This is a genomic window from Fructilactobacillus vespulae (assembly GCF_047324295.1).
GTDB lineage: Bacteria > Bacillota > Bacilli > Lactobacillales > Lactobacillaceae > Fructilactobacillus > Fructilactobacillus vespulae.
This window is the reverse complement of sequence record NZ_CP137138.1, coordinates 580,093-597,079: the sequence shown is the minus strand read 5'-3', so window position 1 is coordinate 597,079 and position 16,987 is coordinate 580,093. Positions and strand designations below refer to the sequence as shown.

Sequence of the window (16,987 nt, the reverse complement as noted above, 5' to 3'; positions counted from 1 at the left end):
GGAGCTCAATATGAAAAACATTTTCAAAAAGATGAACGAAAAAGTTGATTTCAACTTTTACGCATCTAAAGATAAACATTTGCAAAAAACCATGACGGTGAAAGATTTCTTGGCATTGGGTCTAGGAACTATTCTTTCAACTTCAATCTTCACCCTTCCTGGTTTGGTTGCCGCTAAATTCACCGGTCCTGCCGTTGTTATTTCATTTATTTTAGCTGCGGTGGTCGCTGGTTTGGTGGCGATGAACTATGCCGAAATGGCATCCGTTCTTCCCTTTGCCGGATCTGCCTACTCATGGATCTCAGTTCTTTTCGGTAAGTTCTGGGGTTGGATTGTTGGTTGGGCCCTCTTGGCTGAATACTTGATTGCCGTGGCCTTTGTTGCCGCTGGACTTTCTGCCAACGTACAAGGACTGATTTCGCCTCTCGGAATCAAACTACCAAATGCCCTAGCTTTCCCACTGGGAACTAACGGTGGTGTAGTTGATATTATTGCCGTGGTAGTAGTGGGAATCGTTACTTTCTTACTTCTTCGTGGTGATACTGAAACTACTAAAATCGCTAACATCCTAGTTGTTTTGAAGTTGCTTGCCATCATCGTCTTCGTGGTCGTTGGTGCAACTGCTATCAAATCACAAAACTACGTACCATTTTTCCCTAAATCACACCCACTTTCTGATGGGACTACCTTTGTGGGTGGTTGGGCTGGTATCTATGCCGGTATCTCAACTATATTCCTTTCATACATCGGATTTGATTCAATCGCTGCTAACTCAGCCGAAGCCAAAGAGCCACAAAAAACCATGCCTCGCGGAATCATCGGTTCATTGTTGATTGGTACAGTTTTCTTCATTGCCGTATCACTTGTCCTCGTAGGAATGTTTAAATATACTTCATACCTTGGTAATGCAGAACCAGTTGGTTGGGCACTACGTCAACAAGGTCACGTGGTAATCGCCTCAGTAGTTCAAGCCGTTGCCGTGGTTGGTATGCTAGTTGCCCTTATCGGAATGATGATGGCCGGATCTCGTTTGATCTACTCATTTGGTAGAGATAAGATGCTTCCTAAATCAATCGGTAAGCTTAACAGCAAAAAACTACCTACTAACGCGCTTTGGATTATTACTGCCGTTGGAGTGGTAATGGGAGCAATCTTCCCATTCACTTTCTTGGCTCAATTGATTTCTGCCGGTACTTTAATTGCCTTCATGGCAGTTTCCCTTGCAATGTACCCACTTAGAAGACGTGAAGGTAAGGACTTGCCAAAGGCTGCCTACAAGCAACCATTCTTCCCAGCCCTTCCAATCCTTGGTTTCCTTGGATCATTTGCCATCTTCATGGGTCTAGATGTGGAAGCCAAAATTTACTCAATCGTTTGGTTCGTAATCGGAGTAGTTATCTACTTTGCCTACGGAATCAAGCATGCTGATTCAACTCTTCCTACTGATGAAAATACAGACGAAGAAATTGATCAAAATCTTTAAAAAGTAAATATTCTTTAAAAAGAGAGACATTAACTGTTTCTCTTTTTTGTTTTCCGCTTATAATAGATATAACTATTAAAAAGGATGTGATGATAATGAGACCAAAGGAATTAATTGCGGCTGTCTTAGTATTTATTATGTTATTGTGCTTACTAATTGAAGCGGGCGTTTACGTCTTCATTAGTAATCCATCGCGCGGACAAAAAAGAATCTATAACTATTTAGACAAACTCTACTGCTTCTGTCTCTTTTTAATCTGTGCATTGGTCGTAGCAGTTTCAGTTGCTAGAGATTCATAGTTTAATTTTTTCTAAAAGAACCCAAAATGGGTTCTTTTTTAGTTTGATTCTCAGAACTCCCTAATAAATTGTACTCAAACTTGGTATAATTAAAGTAACAACAAAAAAATGGAGGTCTGATTATGGAAATATTAGAAGCAGTCTTAATCCTGCTTAGTTTAGTTTTAATTTCAAACGTCGCAAGTCACTACATCAAGGCAATCCCCGTTAGCTTAATCCAAGTTGCTTTCGGAGTTATCATTGCCATCTTGTTCGACTTCAAAATCGAGCTCGATACCACTTGGTTCTTACTTCTATTCATCGCCCCCTTACTATTTAACGATGGAAAAGATTTCCCGAAAAAGGAACTTTGGGAACTTCGGGGACCCATCTTTGAAAATGCCATCTGGTTAGTCTTTATCACGACAATTTTAGGTGGATTCTTCGTTAACTGGCTGGTACCAACCATGCCACTGGGAGTTTGTTTCGCCTTGATTGCCATCCTTTCACCTACCGATCCGGTAGCCGTACAATCAATTTCTAAACGAGTTAACCTACCGAAAAACATTCTCCACTTGGTTAGTGGTGAAAGTTTAATCAACGATGCCAGTGGTTTGATTGCCTTTAAATATGCATCAGCAGCCGTGGTAACGGGTTACTTCTCAATCTCAAAAGCAGCCGGTGACTTTGTCTACATGGCCTTAATGGGATTTATCATCGGAGTAGTCTTAATGGGACTTTTAATTGCTCTACAAAATCTACTCCACAGCGTCAACTTTAACGATGCCATCTTTAGCGTAGTATTACAGGTGCTAACTCCCTTCGTAATCTACGTGGTGGCTGAAGATTTCTTACATGCTTCCGGAGTAATTGCGGTAGTAACTGCCGGTATCTTAGAACATACTTCTGAACATCGAGTTGCTAGTCAAACTCCCGAGATTTCACTACTCGCAGAACGAACTTGGGATATCATCATTTACTGTCTAAATGGAGTGGTCTTCCTAATTCTAGGAATCGAATTACCCGTAGCCATGGAATCTGTAATCAAGAGTAACAAGTACGGAACCTTAGAATCATTTGGGTACGCCTTTGCTATCTGGTTAGTTATCTTAATCATCAGAACCGTTTGGATCATTGGTTACCAATCATTTTCTTACTACGTTACGAAAAAGGAAACTAAGAAACCAAAATTCTCGGTTGCCTTATTAGCCGGTTTATCTGGAGTTCGTGGGGCTATCACCATGGCCGGGGTCCTTTCCGTTCCGACAGTAATTGCCAACGGTTCGCCTTTCCCAGACCGTTCCCTCATGTTATTCATCGCCGCCTCAGTTATTCTAATCAGTTTAATTGCCGCAACGATTACCCTTCCACTGATTGCTCCCGGGCAAACTTTGGAAACTCGGGCATCTTCAATGGAAAATGAAGAGCCAGAAGAAGACGAAGATGATATTCAACCCGAATACGTAGACTTTGATGTCGCTAGCCTCTACATGTTGAATTCGGCGATTGCTAACCTTGAAAATAGCAAGTCTGAAGACAACCAACGTGCTATTTTTGATATCATTACCGAATACCAATTTAAGATTCGTAAGCTCCAAAAGAAATTCCACGACAAACCAGAATTTACCCGGGATGTGAACGCCATCTTAGCGTTACGTCGAACGGCCTTAAATGGTTATCGAAATTCCTTAAACGACCTCTATACCCAAAAATTAATTGGAAAAGATGCCTTCTGGATTACCAGTCGACGCTTAAATCAAGAGGAATATCGTTTAGCTCAAATCAGTGGAGAACAACAAAGCTGGCATACCATGCCACACTTTAACTGGTTTAGCCGAATTTTCCGGGCTATCAAAATTTGGCAATGGAACGAAGTTGAAAGTCGCTCAACCAAATCTGATTTACGTTTAATTCAAAAGGTATGTTCCCAAAGTGCCATTAAACATTTGAAAGAATTCCTTCGTCGCGATGACATTAACGAACAAGACTTCTCTGCACAAACCGTCCAATTCATTATGGTTTACTACGAACACCAAATTCAACAAGCAAAATCATATGAAGATACGGAACAAGAAGAAGCCATCTACGAACATCAAATGGTTGATTTGAAGATGCAGGCGTTAGAATCACAAAGAAAAGCAATTGATTTGCTAGTTGATAATAACCATATCTCACCGATCACTCGTTTGAAGTTACGGCAAAACGTTAACTACGAAGAAACCATTCTGCTTAACGACTATAAGAAAGAAAATGAATAGAATAAAAAAGAGAGAAAGCACAGTGTGCTTTCTCTCTTTTTTTACTAAGATATCGACTTTTTATTTTTAATCTCTCGTAAAACATCAATCAACGGCTTAGTAAATTCGTTATTTTTAAGTGTCTCTTTTAATTTAAACTTCTCATCTTTTAAGTATCCATAAATATTATTAAATTTTTGTGCAGGATGAAGATTGTACTTGCTTTTTAAATCAGTAGATATTTGGTTTAATTTATCCCTATTTTCAACAAAATATTTAAATGCAACGGTCTGCATATTTTCACTATAATTTTCACTTTTAGCAATCTCAACTTTGGTATTTTCACCGCCAACTTTAACGTTTAAATCCTGTTTAGGATCAAGTGTGTATCTCATAATGGTAAAAACTTGTCCAGTCTCTGGAAATTCAATTTCAATACTTTTAACATCAGTTCGAACGTTCATTTTGGTAATTTTTTTACCATTAATATCATTAAAATATTTATCCGTATAAAATGATGGAGCAGGATCTATAAATGTTCCTCCAGTTCGCCAATTAACTGTTTTTAATCGATTACCATCCCGGTATATTCTGAATTTTTGAGAACCATCATTTTCCTTAATATCAAAAAGAACATCAAATTCTTTTGATTGTGATCCTGCTAATTTAAACGTATAATTTTGTGCAATTGGTTGAGATTTTGCCATCGTTTTTAGTTTGTCATTAACTGATACTTTAATGTGATTAATATTTTTATTGATTTTCCATTCTGATTTATCTAATTTAACTAAACTAGATTTTACAATTCCATTATCTAAATATATTTTTCTAAATGAAGATATACCAGGTAATGAAAAATGATTTCCATCTTTTACTGGTTTCCAAGAATAATTCCAATTACCTAGCCACCCTACCTGGATAGTATTATTTACAGGTTTATTTATAGAATTTTTGTTAAATAAATTAGAAGTACCATAGTAATCTGGTCCATAATCAGTACGATTAATTTTAGAATCATTCGTAGCTAAAATAGTATTCGTGTTTTTCGTGTCATTAATCGAATTATCTGGAATAAATATACCTTGATTATTAATATAACCCTGGACAGCAATATGACCCTCTCCATTAATCACTTTATAGTTACTTCCTAGTGTGAAATCCTGCACACCGATAAACAATATATCTTTAATTTCACCAGTTTTTTTATCTTTCATACGAGAAATACTTGGAGTTTCAATAATTGTTGAATTTGGAAAGATAGTATCATTACTTCCAAAAATTAAAAAAGCAGCCTCTTTAAAATGAATTCCATCATCACTAACGTACTGTCCAATACCATGTTTAGTTTTATTCTCTCTAGTCTGGGCAATAAATAATTCCATTTTTTTGATTTTAGGGTTATACCACAAATAAGGATCTCGATTATCTTCGGTTAAACCATTTGCTCCTTGCGGAATTCCTTTAACTGGATTATTATCAAGCAATTTAAAACTATAACCACCATCAACACTATAAACAAGCCAATCAGTTTCACCTCTACCATCTTTTTCAGGTGTACTAATTGCCGCAATTACTGTCTTATCAGATTTGGGTAAATTTTTATAAACTCCATTTTCATTTGTTATAATTGATCCTGAAATTACATAATCAAACTTACCAGCAATTGGTTTTATTGCAATACCACAATCCTTAAAATGAATTAAATCAGAACTTGTTACATGTCTCCACCCAGAATCTGAAATATAGTAAAAATGCCAAACACCAGATTTATCTTTTCTAATTGTTTGAACATCTCCAGCATATCCACTTATTGATGAATAATGATAACGTTGCCGATATTTACTAAACTCTTGCTTTGCTTCGTCATTTGTAGCATTTTGAGCATCTACATTTGCTTTACTATTATCATTAAATTTATTAATTAAGTTTATAGATTTATCATAAATATTTTGATAATTTGAAACATTATCTGCTTTTACATTAATAACTGTTATCGAAACAAATATTAAAAATGAAAACATTAAAACAACTAATTTTCTTCGATTCCTCATAATATGCGATTACATTCCTTCTTATTTAATAATTACAAATACAATCTTATCATATTTTTAATAATTTTAGATTAGTTATAAAATATTAAAAAAGCGAAAGTACTCTATGTACTTTCGCTTTTTTACTTATTATTTTCGATTCTTACTATCCGCAATCTTAACCTGACTATTATTTCCACTGACCTGCACGTTTAAGTCCTGTTGACTATCCAATGTGTAGCGCATGATTGTAAATACTTGTCCGGTCTCTGGGAACTCGATTTCTAAACTCTTCGTATCGGTTCTCACGTTCATTTTAGTAATCTTTTTGGCATTCAATTCATTTTCAAACGAGAAGGTGTATGCTTCTGGAATTTCATCCGTAAACGTTCCCCCGGTTCTCCAATTATTAACCATCAATTTATTACCATCACGATAGATTAAGAGGCTTTGTGAGCCATCTTTTTGTTTAAAGGTAAACTGGGAACTGAAATCAGCATCCTTAGTTCCTGCTAAGTTAAAGGTATACGTTTGCGCAATCGGTTGTGATTTCGCCATCGTTGTTAGGCCATCTTTGGCAGTTACCTTAGCTTTTTGAATTACTTTGTTCGCTTTCCACTCCGAATTAGCAAGTTTAACTAGGCTAGCTTTCACCACACCATTATCGAGGTAAACCTTTCTAAAGGATGATACCCCAGGAAGGGCAAATGGTTTCCCATCTTCCACATTATCCAAAGTGTAGAGCCAGTTCCCTATCCAGCCGGCTTGAATCGTTTCATTAACCACGTTTTTCAACGGATCCTTGTTCAACTCATTCGCTGTTCCATAATAATCAGGACCATAATCAGTTCGATTAATTTTTGCGTCACTGGTTACAATGTAGTGTTTGGAGTTTTGGGGATCTTGCACGGCACCATCCGGAATAAAGACTCCCTTACTATTGATTTTACCTTGAACGGCTACGTGACTTTCCCCGTTAACCATTTTGTAATCCAAACCATCCGTAAAGTTTTGGAGTCCTAAGAACATGATATCTTTGACTTTACCAGTCGTTTTATCCCGCATCCGTGAAACACTTGGGGTTTCAATCACCGTTGAGTTATCAAATAACGTATTGTTAGCCCCAAAACTAACGTAGGCTAGCTCTTTAAAGTGAATTCCATCATCAGTCACGTATTGTGCAACTCCGTGGTCACTCTTACCGTTACGACTTTGAGCTAGGTATAGCTCCATCTTCTTGGTTTTAGAGTTATACCAAAGCACGGGATCCCGGTTATCTTCTAAGAAACCATCGGAACCTTGGGGAATTCCGGAAATCGGTTCGTCTTTCATCAATTTAAAGTGGTAACCACCATCGGTACTGTAAAGCAACCAGTTATTTTGCCCCGTCCAATCTAAGGTTGGGGTACTAACGGCTGCAATCACGACTTTTTCTGATTTTGGTAGATTTTTATAAATTCCCTTTTCGTTAGTAATCACAGACCCCGTGAAGACGGCATCAAATTTACCCGGAACGGTTTTAATCGCATCTCCTTGATCCTTAAAATGAATTAAGTCAGAACTGGTAACGTGCTTCCAACTTGTGGGAACGTAGTCATCACCATCCATGCCCCCATGAAGGTAATAAAAATGCCACAATCCCGATTTATCCTTCCAAATGGTTTGGACATCATTACTCCCGTCATTAGGAGTGGAATAGTGGTAGTGCTGGCGGTACTTGTTAAATTCGACTTTAGCCTGCTCAGTTGAGGCCGTTTGGGCATTAATTTGTTTCTTGGTCTCGGTTTTGGCTTGCGGGTTAATTTTTTGCTCTAACTTATTAATTAGTGCTTTAGTCGTAGTATAGATATTTTCGTAGTTCGAATTGACGTTTGCACTAGCTTGCACAGCCGTCGTGGAAGTCACTACAAAAAAAGAAAATGCTAAAACACTAATTTTGAGGCATTGAGATTTAATATTTTTCATATCGATAGTTTACGTTTAATCCTTCTATTAGGGTGTTTTGCTAGTAATCGCGAATATTATCGTACCATAATCTCAAGCTAAATTAACATATATCCAAACCTATTTTAAAAAAACTTTATTATCTAATTTTATCTATTTATAAATCTTATTAAAAACTAGGATGGGTCATTTTAACGTGGGAAACCCCGGCCTCTAAAAACGGTGCACTCGTAACCTGAAAGCCGGATTTTTCGTAATAACCAATGGCGTGGACTTGGGCATCAATTTCAATTGGAAGTCCCTTAAAATCATGCTTAATAACTGAAAACAACTCATTCAAGAGTGCTTTTCCTTTTCCCGTTCCTCGAACTGCTGCACTCGTCAACACCCGACCAAAAGTGACATGTTGGTCCATTTGAAACACGCGTGCATAAGCAACTACTGCGTCAGCTTGAATTTCAAACACATGGATAGCAGTCAAATCTTGCTCATCAATGTCATTTTCAACAATCTGTTGTTCTTCTATAAAGACCGCTCCACGAGCCTTATAAATTAAAAATAATTCCTGGGTGGTTAGTTCAGCAAACTTCTTTACGTACCACATCTCGTTTCTCCTCTTAGTAAAACTAATTTTCATTTATCATAATCAATCTGTTGACTTTTTGCTACTATCTCAACTATAAATTTATCTTTGTTATAATTAGAATAATGAATTGCTTGCTTTTGGTGCGCTACTTTTGTTCAAAGTCTTCAATTTATTAATAACCAACAAGAGGAGTACTACAAATGATTAAAATCACCCATTTACACCACGAATACGAAGATAAGATTGCCTTACGGGACCTTAATTTAGAAATCCCTAGTGGTAAAATTTTTGGCTTTTTAGGTCACAACGGAGCCGGTAAATCAACCACGCTTAAAAGCATCACCAGTGTGATTGAACCCACTTCTGGAAGCATCATTGTTGATGGTCTAGATCTCGCTAAAAATCGTTTAGACGTTAAAAAGAGGATTGGCTACGTTCCCGATACTCCTGATTTATTCTTACAACTAACTGCTAGCGAATACTGGAACCTAATTGCCTCCATTTATAAAATTAACCTGAACGAACACCAAGACCGCCTGCACGAATTAACCGACCTCTTCAGTATGACTGAAAGTATTGATACCCAAATTCAAAGCATGTCACACGGAATGCGGGAAAAAACCATTATTATCGGAACTTTATTGGTTAACCCCGATGTTTGGATCCTGGATGAACCCATTCAAGGACTTGATCCCCAAGCAGCCTATGACTTGAAGGAAATGATGAAGGACCATGCCGCTAAGGGTAAAACCGTTATCTTTTCTACCCACGTTTTAGACACCGCCCAACAACTCTGTGACGAAATTGCTATTTTAAAGGATGGTAGTTTGATTTATGACGGGAGCGTGCAAGCCTTATTAGCTGATCATCCGAACCAATCCTTAGAAACCGTTTACCTAGAAATGGCCGGTCGTAAAACCGACCAAGCAGACATTGATAAGTTAACGGAGGACGGCGATGAAAAATAAGCAACTATGGGAAATTTTTAAAGTTAATTTGATGTACTCCAATCCCAATGAAACGATGAAAAAACGGAAAAAGGGAAAAAGCCTAACGCAAATTGCCAATTCAACGATGATTACTTATTTCCTAACCGGACTAATCTTCATCGGTGTGTTTGGCTTATCGATGATGTTTGGCGACATTAGCAAACGTCCGGGAACCTTCACCCGCTATGTGGGCACCTTTTCCTTAATTTTAGTGGCCCAATTACTATCAACCATTAACACGGTTTTCTTGCAGAGTAAGGATTTAAATAATTACCTTCCCTTGCCGGTTAAAATTAAAACGATTTTAGCCGCAAAACTTTTAACCATCGTGATGTCAGTTAGTTCCTTTGCCATTCCGGTGTGTGCGGTTTTCATTATCACTGCCATCAAAGGAGAGGATCACTGGTTAGTCGCTCTTATCGTAGCCATTTTGGCTTTCTTGCTCTACTTCACCAGTATCTTTATTGTGACTGCCATATTAACCTTCTTAATCTCACAATCAAAGCTCTTTAAGAAAAATTATCAATTGGGAACCTCCATTTTATTAGGAATCTCAACGATTGCGATTATTGCTGGTTGTGCCTTTTTAGGTTATTCTAACCACCCTGAAGCAAATACTGATCCTAATTCGATTAGTTTCTTGTTACCGATTTTTGAGCTCTTAAAAGCTCCTTTTACGGTGTCCGCACTAATTCTCTGGGTCGCAATGTTCCTTATCTCTGGATTGGGACTCAGTTATTTAAATCGCTTTGTAACCAAGCACCTCTTCTCAATAACAGCTTCAGTTGCCAAAAAGAAGAAACGAAAACAACCGCAACGAGGACTAACTCACCAGTTAGTTACTCACCAACTTGGTTTGATAAAACAACCTTCCTTTTTAACCCAGGTCTTTTCTAACACCTTCCTAATGCCCATCATCTTCAGCATTAGCTTTGGACTCGGAAGCCAAATTAAATTCAGTCAGGTTTCAAACAACTACTTTGCCGTCTTCATCTTACTAGGTTTAGTGCTTTCCGCCATGACTTTCAATCCTTCCAGTTTAGTGGGAAACATCATTTCATTAGATGGAGAAAATCTAAATTTCATTAAGAGTTTACCCGTCAGTTTTTATCATTACTTACGGGTTAAATTCTTCTTTGCCTTAGCCTTTCAAACGGTGATTATGATTCTTTTAGGCATCATTTTAACGGTTTTTGAACGCTTCCCCCTAGTCTTAGCTATTGGATTACAAATCGGAATGATTGCCGGACAATTAATCGGATCACTGCACTACTTCAAACGTGATTTCCGGTTCTTAACCTTAAACTGGACCGATGCCAACCAACTTCTAACTAGAGGGTTAGGAAACTGGGCCATTATGATTGCCACCTTTGGAAGCATGATTATCGGAGCAATTATCATGGGATTAGCTTTCTTCTTAACTGGCTTAATCCCATTAACGATTAACGTCTTAGTCGTTGGAATTTTAGTCCTAGTGACTTGGTTAATTCAAAGGCACTACCAAAAACATTTTTGGCGACAATTTAAAAATTAGATTTAATAAGCCAGTTTGATTGACTTGATTTAATAAAATACTATAATTTAATTGTATGCAATATGATTTCAGAATTAAAAGGAGTGTAATTATGGTTGAAAACAATTATCAATTTGATGTTTTATATTTAGGAAGTGGACACGGAACTTTTAATGGTGCAATGCCACTTGCAATGAAGGGTTACAAACTAGGAATTATCGAAGCCGACAAAGTTGGTGGAACTTGTCCTAACCGTGGTTGTAATGCCAAAATTGCCCTAGACATGCCGGTTAAAATCAAAGAAACCGTCGATAACATGCAAGGTCGTGGTTTAGACGGTACCACCAAGATTAACTGGGCTGATAACTTTAAACATGAAAAAGCCGTAATTGATGCACTACCTAATGCCATTGAATCTGGTTTAAAGAGCTGTGGAATTGAAATGATTCACGGTTACGGTAAGCTAGTTGATGGCCACACGATTGAAGTTAACGGAACAAAATACACCGCTAATAAAATTGTGCTTGCCACTGGTGCTCACTACAACCGTCTTAACATTCCTGGTGCTGATTTAGCACATGATGGTACTGAATTCTTAGACTTAGCTGAACAACCAAAACGCATGACAGTTATCGGTGGTGGTTACATTGCCATGGAATTTGCCACGGTAGCTGCTTATGCCGGTACTGAAGTAACTGTTTTACTTCACCACGACCAAGCTCTACGTCACTTCTACCAACCATTTGTTGAAGAATTGATGGAAGACTTAACTGCTAAGGGAATTAAATTTATTAAAAATGTAACTCCTAGTGCCATTGAAGAACAAGCTGGTGCTTACGTAGTTAAAACCGATAAGGGAGACATTGCTTCTGACTGGATCTTAGATGCCACTGGCCGCCTTCCTAACGTACAAAATATCGGTCTTGATGAAGTTGGCGTTGAATACGATGAACACAAGGGAATCAAAGTTAACGATCACCTTCAAACATCCGTTGACAGCATTTATGCATCCGGTGATGTACTAGATAAAAAAGTTGGTAAATTAACTCCAACTGCTATCTACGAAGGTCAATACCTAACCAAATTGTTCACTGGTGCTACTGATCAACCAATCAATTACCCAGCCGTTCCTAGTGCTACATTCACTTCACCTCGAATCGCTGAAGTTGGAGTTTCACCAGACGTTGCCAAAGCAAATCCTGACAAGTATGACGTTAAGGAAGTCGACCTATCATCTGACTGGTTCCGTCTTTCTCTTCGTGCCAACCAAGGTCACACCATTACAGTGTTTGACAAACAAGGTTACTTAGTTGGAATGACTGAAATTAGTTCAGAAGCTGATAATTCAGTTGGTAGTGTCCTTCCATTTATCGAACTTAAGGTTTCTCCTGAAAAGATGGAAGACTTCATTACTTTATTCCCAACCATTGAATCAGAAACCAAACATCACTTATAAAATAAATTTAAAAAGCGCTCATTCCTTTGAATGAACGCTTTTTTTGTGGCTAAAAAAAGACTCATTTCAAATTGAAATGAGTCAGATTATTTTAGTTATGATTGCGAACCGTGATCAATTAAACGAGCCCAAATATCCCCAACCACTTGGATGATGAGGACTAGAATAACCACGAAAATGGTAGCGATTAAAGTCGTATCATTGGCAAACCGGTTGTATCCATATGAAATGGCCATGTTACCTAAACCACCGGCACCAATAGCACCAGCCATAGCAGTCAATCCAACCAAACTAATTAAAGTAACGGTTGAAACTCTGATTAATTCTGGGAAGGCTTCACTAAGATATACTCCGGAAATAATATCCCAGTTAGTTGATCCTAATGATTGCGCAGATTCAATGGTTCCCTTGTTAACGCTTTGAAGGGCCACTTGCACTTGTCTAGCATAGAAAGGAAAGACTCCCACAGAAAGTGGTACTAAAGCGGCTGTGGTTCCGATTTGAGTTCCCACAATCTTTTGGGTTACCGGTGCAATAAAAGCTAACAAGATAATGAACGGAATGGCCCGGAAGAGAGATACGATCTTATCAACTACGTTAAAGACCACCTTATTAGGCATAATTCCATCATTATCGAATAGTACTAGTGCAATTCCAAAAATTAATCCGGCAATTCCACCGAAAATTGCTGACCAAAAAGTCATGTAAAGTGTTTGTACAATTGAAGTCCACCAACCGGTTTCACCAAACCAGCCTTGTTGAACCACATTAGGAAAATTAGTAGCAAACCATGCATTCATTATTCTTCACCCCTTAATTCACTAACTTCAACGTCTAATCCGTTTAGATAATCAACTGCTTGCTTAATTTGTGCAGCCTCACCGTTTAAATCAACGATCATAATTCCCACTGCTTCGGCACCAAATTGTTCAATGTCAGCATACACGATGCTGGCAGAAACTTTGAATTTTTCGTAAAGTTCCACAATGATTGGTTTAGAAATTTCAGTAGAAAAGTAAACTAATTTAATTAAATTACGATTCTTAGTTTCGATGTTCAATGAAGAAAGGATTGATAAGGCATCAAAGTCAGAACCCACGATTTTTCTGGTAACGGGGTTGGTTGATTTAACAAAGACATCAACTAGACTACCTAAATCAGTCACTTTCCCACTATCCATGATTACTACTTGGTCACAGATTCGCTTGATGGCATCCATTTCGTGAGTAATCAGGATAACGGTTAATCCGTATTTTTGATTTAATTCTTTTAGTAAATCCAAAATTTGATTAGTGTTTTCCGGATCAAGCGCTGAAGTTGCTTCATCAGAAATCAAAATTTTGGGATCATTGGCTAACGCTCTGGCAATGGCAACTCTTTGTTGTTGCCCACCAGATAATTGACCAGGGTAATGTTTAGCATAAGCTTCCAAGCCCACGTCCTTTAAGAGACTAGTAGCTTTAGCGGTCACTTCTTTTTCCTTTAAACCAGCGTGTTTTAACGCAAATTCAACGTTTTCAATCACCGTTTTTTGGCTTAACAAGTTGTAGTGTTGGAAAATCATTCCGATTTGGCGACGTTCCGTTCTAAGGTCCTTATCAGAAATGATTTCTGCTGCACCACCATCTTTTTTGAAGAAGGTTTTGCCAAAAACATCTACTTCTCCTGATGTAGGTTTTTGCAATAAGTTAATGGTTCTTACTAAAGTTGATTTACCGGCACCAGAGTATCCAGCAATCCCAAAGATTTGTCCTTCCGGAATTCCAAATGAAACATCTGAAACCGCCTTAATCTTTTGTTTATCTTGGGCAAATTCCACTGAGACATCTTTAAATTCAACAATTTTATTTGTCATGATAACCTCCTCAATCTTTCTTAAATAAGTTTAATTTTCCGATTCGAACACATGCTGCTTGTAATCGAGCTGGACTAGTTAACAACCCAATTCTAACAAATTTATCACCTGCTGTACCAAATCCAACCCCGGGAGCTACTGCAACCGCTGCTTTTTCTAATAAAAGATCCGCAAATCGTTCAGATGTGTACCCGGTTGGAACGGGCATCCAGGAATAAAAGGAGCCTTTAGCTGGATAAGCATGCCAACCAATTTCAGCAGCCGCTTTTTCAAAAGCAACCCGTCGTTCACTGTATAAATCATTTAGTGCTTTCACAGAACTTTGCGAGCCATTTAGAGCGGCAATGGCAGCCCGTTGGATGGCAGGAAAAACACTCACGAAGAGATGATCTTGCAAATGATTGATAGCTTTAATCATCTGTGCATTTCCAACCGCAAAACCAATGCGCCAACCAGCCATGTTATAAGTCTTAGAAAGCGTATAGAACTCTATCCCCACGTCTTTGGCACCTTTAGTCTGTAAGAAGCTGAGAGGCCGATTATGATACCCTAGCGCACCATAAGCAAAGTCATGCACAATTCCAATCTGGTTATCGTTGGCAAACTGCACTGTCTTTTCAAAAAATTCTGGAGTGGCAACTGCACCAGTTGGATTATTAGGATAGTTTAGATATAACAACTTAGCTTTATCTTTTACAGCAGCACTAATTTCAGCATAATCTGGTAAGAAATTATTCTTTTCCTTTAATGGAAGTAGCTCAAGGTTAACTTTTGCTAGTTCAACTCCCGATAAATAATCGGGATAACCCGGATTAGGTAAGATCATCGTATCACCCGGATTTAACACTGCAAATGGTAACTCAACTAACCCCGTTTTAGAGCCACCTAAGATAGCCACTTCAGTATCTGGATCGATATCAACGTCGTACTCGCGCTTATAAAAATTAGCAACGGATTGTTTCAAATCAGCTAAACCATCGAAAGGAGAATACTTATGATTCTCACTTTTGGCGACTTCCGCTTGCATGGCAGCAACGATATTTTCTGGCGTAGGTTGATCTGGATTTCCTTGTCCTAAATTAATTACATCTGCACCAGTCGCAATCTTGGCATTAACTTTTTTAACTAACGTGGCAAAAAACTGCGTTGGTAATGATTTGAGAATATTAGATTCTGAAAATTCCATTTTATCTCCTCGCCTTCTATTTTAAATCAGCTTATTCAAACTTGTGGTTCCAAGCTGGAACTTCTGTCTTACCATATTTTTCAGCAATTAAATCAGCTGTTTTCTTAGTTTGGTAAGCTTTAACAACTTTCTTGTAGGTATCGTTGTCTTTTTGATCTTTGTTAGCAGCGATGAAGTTAACCCATGGTTTTGAATCCTTGTTAAGTGGTTCAGTAAAGATGCTCTTGTTATCAGGTAATTTAGCAGTTGTGGCATAGTTTCCGTTAACTACTGATGCATCTACACTGTTTAACAATCTTGGAGTTTGAGAAGCGTCAACTTCTTTAATGTTTAAATTCTTACTATTTTTAGTAATATCACCTAAACCTAAAAGACCATCTTTATTTTTAAGTTCAATTAAACCAGCATTTTTCAATAGTACTAAAGCCCGACTTTCGTTAGTTGAATCATTAGGAACTGCGATTGTTGCACCATTTGGAATATCTTTTACATTTTTGTATTTATCTGAGAATAATCTGATTGGAGTGATAATTGTGTCACCAATTGAAGTAATGTTAGTATGATGTTTTTCGTTCCAGTCTTTTAAGAAAGCGGTATGTTGAAAGGCATTTAAATCAACTGAGTGTTGTGATAATGCGGTGTTAGGTTGAGTATAATCAGTAAAATGAACGAATTTCAAGTTAATGTTATATTTATCCTTTGCGGTTTTGGCAACGGAATCCCAAATTTCATCATCATTTTTAGATCCGCTCATGATTCCCACTTTAACCGTTTTATTTTCTGCGGTTGATTCACTGGACTTAGGTCCAAAACTTAACCACCCCACTGCTACGATTGCTACTAATACTAGTAAACCAATAATTCTTTTTGTATTTTTCTTCATAATTATTACCATCCCTTATTTTTAATTTTTAATAAACAAAAAAAGCACTCATCCTCTATAAAAAGGACGAATGCTTCGTGGTACCACCTTAGTTCATAGTCATTATTACTAATAACCATCTCGTAAACTTCGTTAGTGACGTCTCACTAGAAAAGTTTTGCTAAGATATCGGTAGCAACCCCGCCATTAGCTCATCGAAACTCACTAATGATTGATTTCAAGCCCATCTTCTTTAGCTTAGCTTTATCTCTTCTCACCAACCAGAGACTCTCTTAAAAGTTCCACTAAATACTCAGCTCTACAATTTGTTTATGTAATTGTTTATATCATAATTGTTAACACAAGAGATGTCAACATTTATATTTATTTTTTATAAAAAAAATCCCTAGCACCGAAATGCTAGAGATTTTAAATTTGCGTGGCAACTTCCTATCCTCACAGGGGGCGATCCCCCAACTACTTTTGGCGTTCTGAAGCTTAACTACTGTGTTCGGCATGGGAACAGGTGTATCCTTCAGGCTATCGCCACCACACTATTTTGTTTGAA

Annotated in this window: 13 protein-coding genes, 1 rRNA gene and 1 other annotated feature; of the genes, 6 read left to right on the top strand and 8 right to left on the bottom strand. The window is 37.7% G+C overall.

Annotated elements, in window-relative coordinates:
• Nucleotides 1-10 precede the first annotated feature (10 nt).
• From R4B61_RS02745 to R4B61_RS02735, 3 genes are all read left to right on the top strand, one after another.
• A complete protein-coding gene (locus R4B61_RS02745) occupies nucleotides 11-1,483 on the top strand; it encodes an APC family permease (protein ID WP_413628111.1) in 1,473 nt (490 codons plus the stop codon).
• A gap of 95 nt (nucleotides 1,484-1,578) precedes the next feature.
• Nucleotides 1,579-1,782, top strand: a complete 204-nt coding sequence (locus R4B61_RS02740) for a hypothetical protein (protein WP_413628110.1) — start codon at nucleotides 1,579-1,581, stop codon at nucleotides 1,780-1,782.
• 122 nt (nucleotides 1,783-1,904) lie between these two features.
• Nucleotides 1,905-4,019: a cation:proton antiporter gene (locus R4B61_RS02735; protein WP_413628109.1), complete on the top strand. Its 2,115-nt coding sequence runs from the start codon at nucleotides 1,905-1,907 to the stop codon at nucleotides 4,017-4,019.
• Nucleotides 4,020-4,063: 44 nt separating this feature from the next.
• Here the strand turns inward: R4B61_RS02735 and R4B61_RS02730 are convergent, their stop codons facing one another.
• From R4B61_RS02730 to R4B61_RS02720, 3 genes are all read right to left on the bottom strand, one after another.
• The gene (locus R4B61_RS02730; RefSeq protein ID WP_413628108.1) at nucleotides 4,064-6,049 is read right to left on the bottom strand and encodes a hypothetical protein; all 1,986 of its coding nucleotides are present in this window, start codon (nucleotides 6,047-6,049) and stop codon (nucleotides 4,064-4,066) included.
• Nucleotides 6,050-6,178: 129 nt separating this feature from the next.
• The gene (locus R4B61_RS02725) at nucleotides 6,179-7,993 is read right to left on the bottom strand and encodes a hypothetical protein (protein ID WP_413628107.1); all 1,815 of its coding nucleotides are present in this window, start codon (nucleotides 7,991-7,993) and stop codon (nucleotides 6,179-6,181) included.
• A gap of 148 nt (nucleotides 7,994-8,141) precedes the next feature.
• Nucleotides 8,142-8,609, bottom strand: coding sequence for a GNAT family N-acetyltransferase (locus R4B61_RS02720; RefSeq protein WP_413628106.1), 468 nt, complete (start codon nucleotides 8,607-8,609; stop codon nucleotides 8,142-8,144).
• 149 nt (nucleotides 8,610-8,758) lie between these two features.
• On the opposite strand from R4B61_RS02720, the gene R4B61_RS02715 reads away from it, so the two are divergent.
• The 3 genes from R4B61_RS02715 to R4B61_RS02705 all read left to right on the top strand — a co-directional run bounded on the left by R4B61_RS02715 (nucleotide 8,759) and on the right by R4B61_RS02705 (nucleotide 12,516).
• A complete protein-coding gene (locus tag R4B61_RS02715; protein ID WP_413628105.1) occupies nucleotides 8,759-9,526 on the top strand; it encodes an ABC transporter ATP-binding protein in 768 nt (255 codons plus the stop codon).
• Nucleotides 9,516-11,081, top strand: coding sequence for a hypothetical protein (locus R4B61_RS02710; RefSeq protein ID WP_413628104.1), 1,566 nt, complete (start codon nucleotides 9,516-9,518; stop codon nucleotides 11,079-11,081). The genes R4B61_RS02715 and R4B61_RS02710 overlap by 11 nt, the downstream gene beginning before the upstream one ends.
• Nucleotides 11,082-11,172: 91 nt before the next feature.
• Complete coding sequence (locus R4B61_RS02705) at nucleotides 11,173-12,516, top strand: dihydrolipoyl dehydrogenase family protein (protein WP_413628103.1); 1,344 nt, start codon at nucleotides 11,173-11,175, stop codon at nucleotides 12,514-12,516.
• A gap of 95 nt (nucleotides 12,517-12,611) precedes the next feature.
• On the opposite strand, the gene R4B61_RS02700 is transcribed toward R4B61_RS02705, so the two are convergent.
• The 5 genes from R4B61_RS02700 to rrf form a co-directional block, all read right to left on the bottom strand.
• Nucleotides 12,612-13,316, bottom strand: coding sequence for a methionine ABC transporter permease (locus R4B61_RS02700; RefSeq protein ID WP_413628102.1), 705 nt, complete (start codon nucleotides 13,314-13,316; stop codon nucleotides 12,612-12,614).
• On the bottom strand, nucleotides 13,316-14,371 hold the full coding sequence (locus R4B61_RS02695; protein ID WP_413628101.1) for a methionine ABC transporter ATP-binding protein: 1,056 nt from the start codon (nucleotides 14,369-14,371) through the stop codon (nucleotides 13,316-13,318). The genes R4B61_RS02700 and R4B61_RS02695 overlap by 1 nt, the downstream gene beginning before the upstream one ends.
• Nucleotides 14,372-14,381: 10 nt before the next feature.
• A complete protein-coding gene (locus tag R4B61_RS02690) occupies nucleotides 14,382-15,557 on the bottom strand; it encodes a pyridoxal phosphate-dependent aminotransferase (RefSeq protein WP_413628100.1) in 1,176 nt (391 codons plus the stop codon).
• Nucleotides 15,558-15,588: 31 nt separating this feature from the next.
• Nucleotides 15,589-16,440, bottom strand: a complete 852-nt coding sequence (locus R4B61_RS02685; protein WP_413628099.1) for a MetQ/NlpA family ABC transporter substrate-binding protein — start codon at nucleotides 16,438-16,440, stop codon at nucleotides 15,589-15,591.
• Nucleotides 16,441-16,499: 59 nt separating this feature from the next.
• Nucleotides 16,500-16,753: a binding site (T-box leader), on the bottom strand.
• Nucleotides 16,754-16,856: 103 nt separating this feature from the next.
• Nucleotides 16,857-16,973: ribosomal RNA gene (gene rrf / locus R4B61_RS02680) — 5S ribosomal RNA — on the bottom strand.
• Nucleotides 16,974-16,987 lie beyond the last annotated feature (14 nt).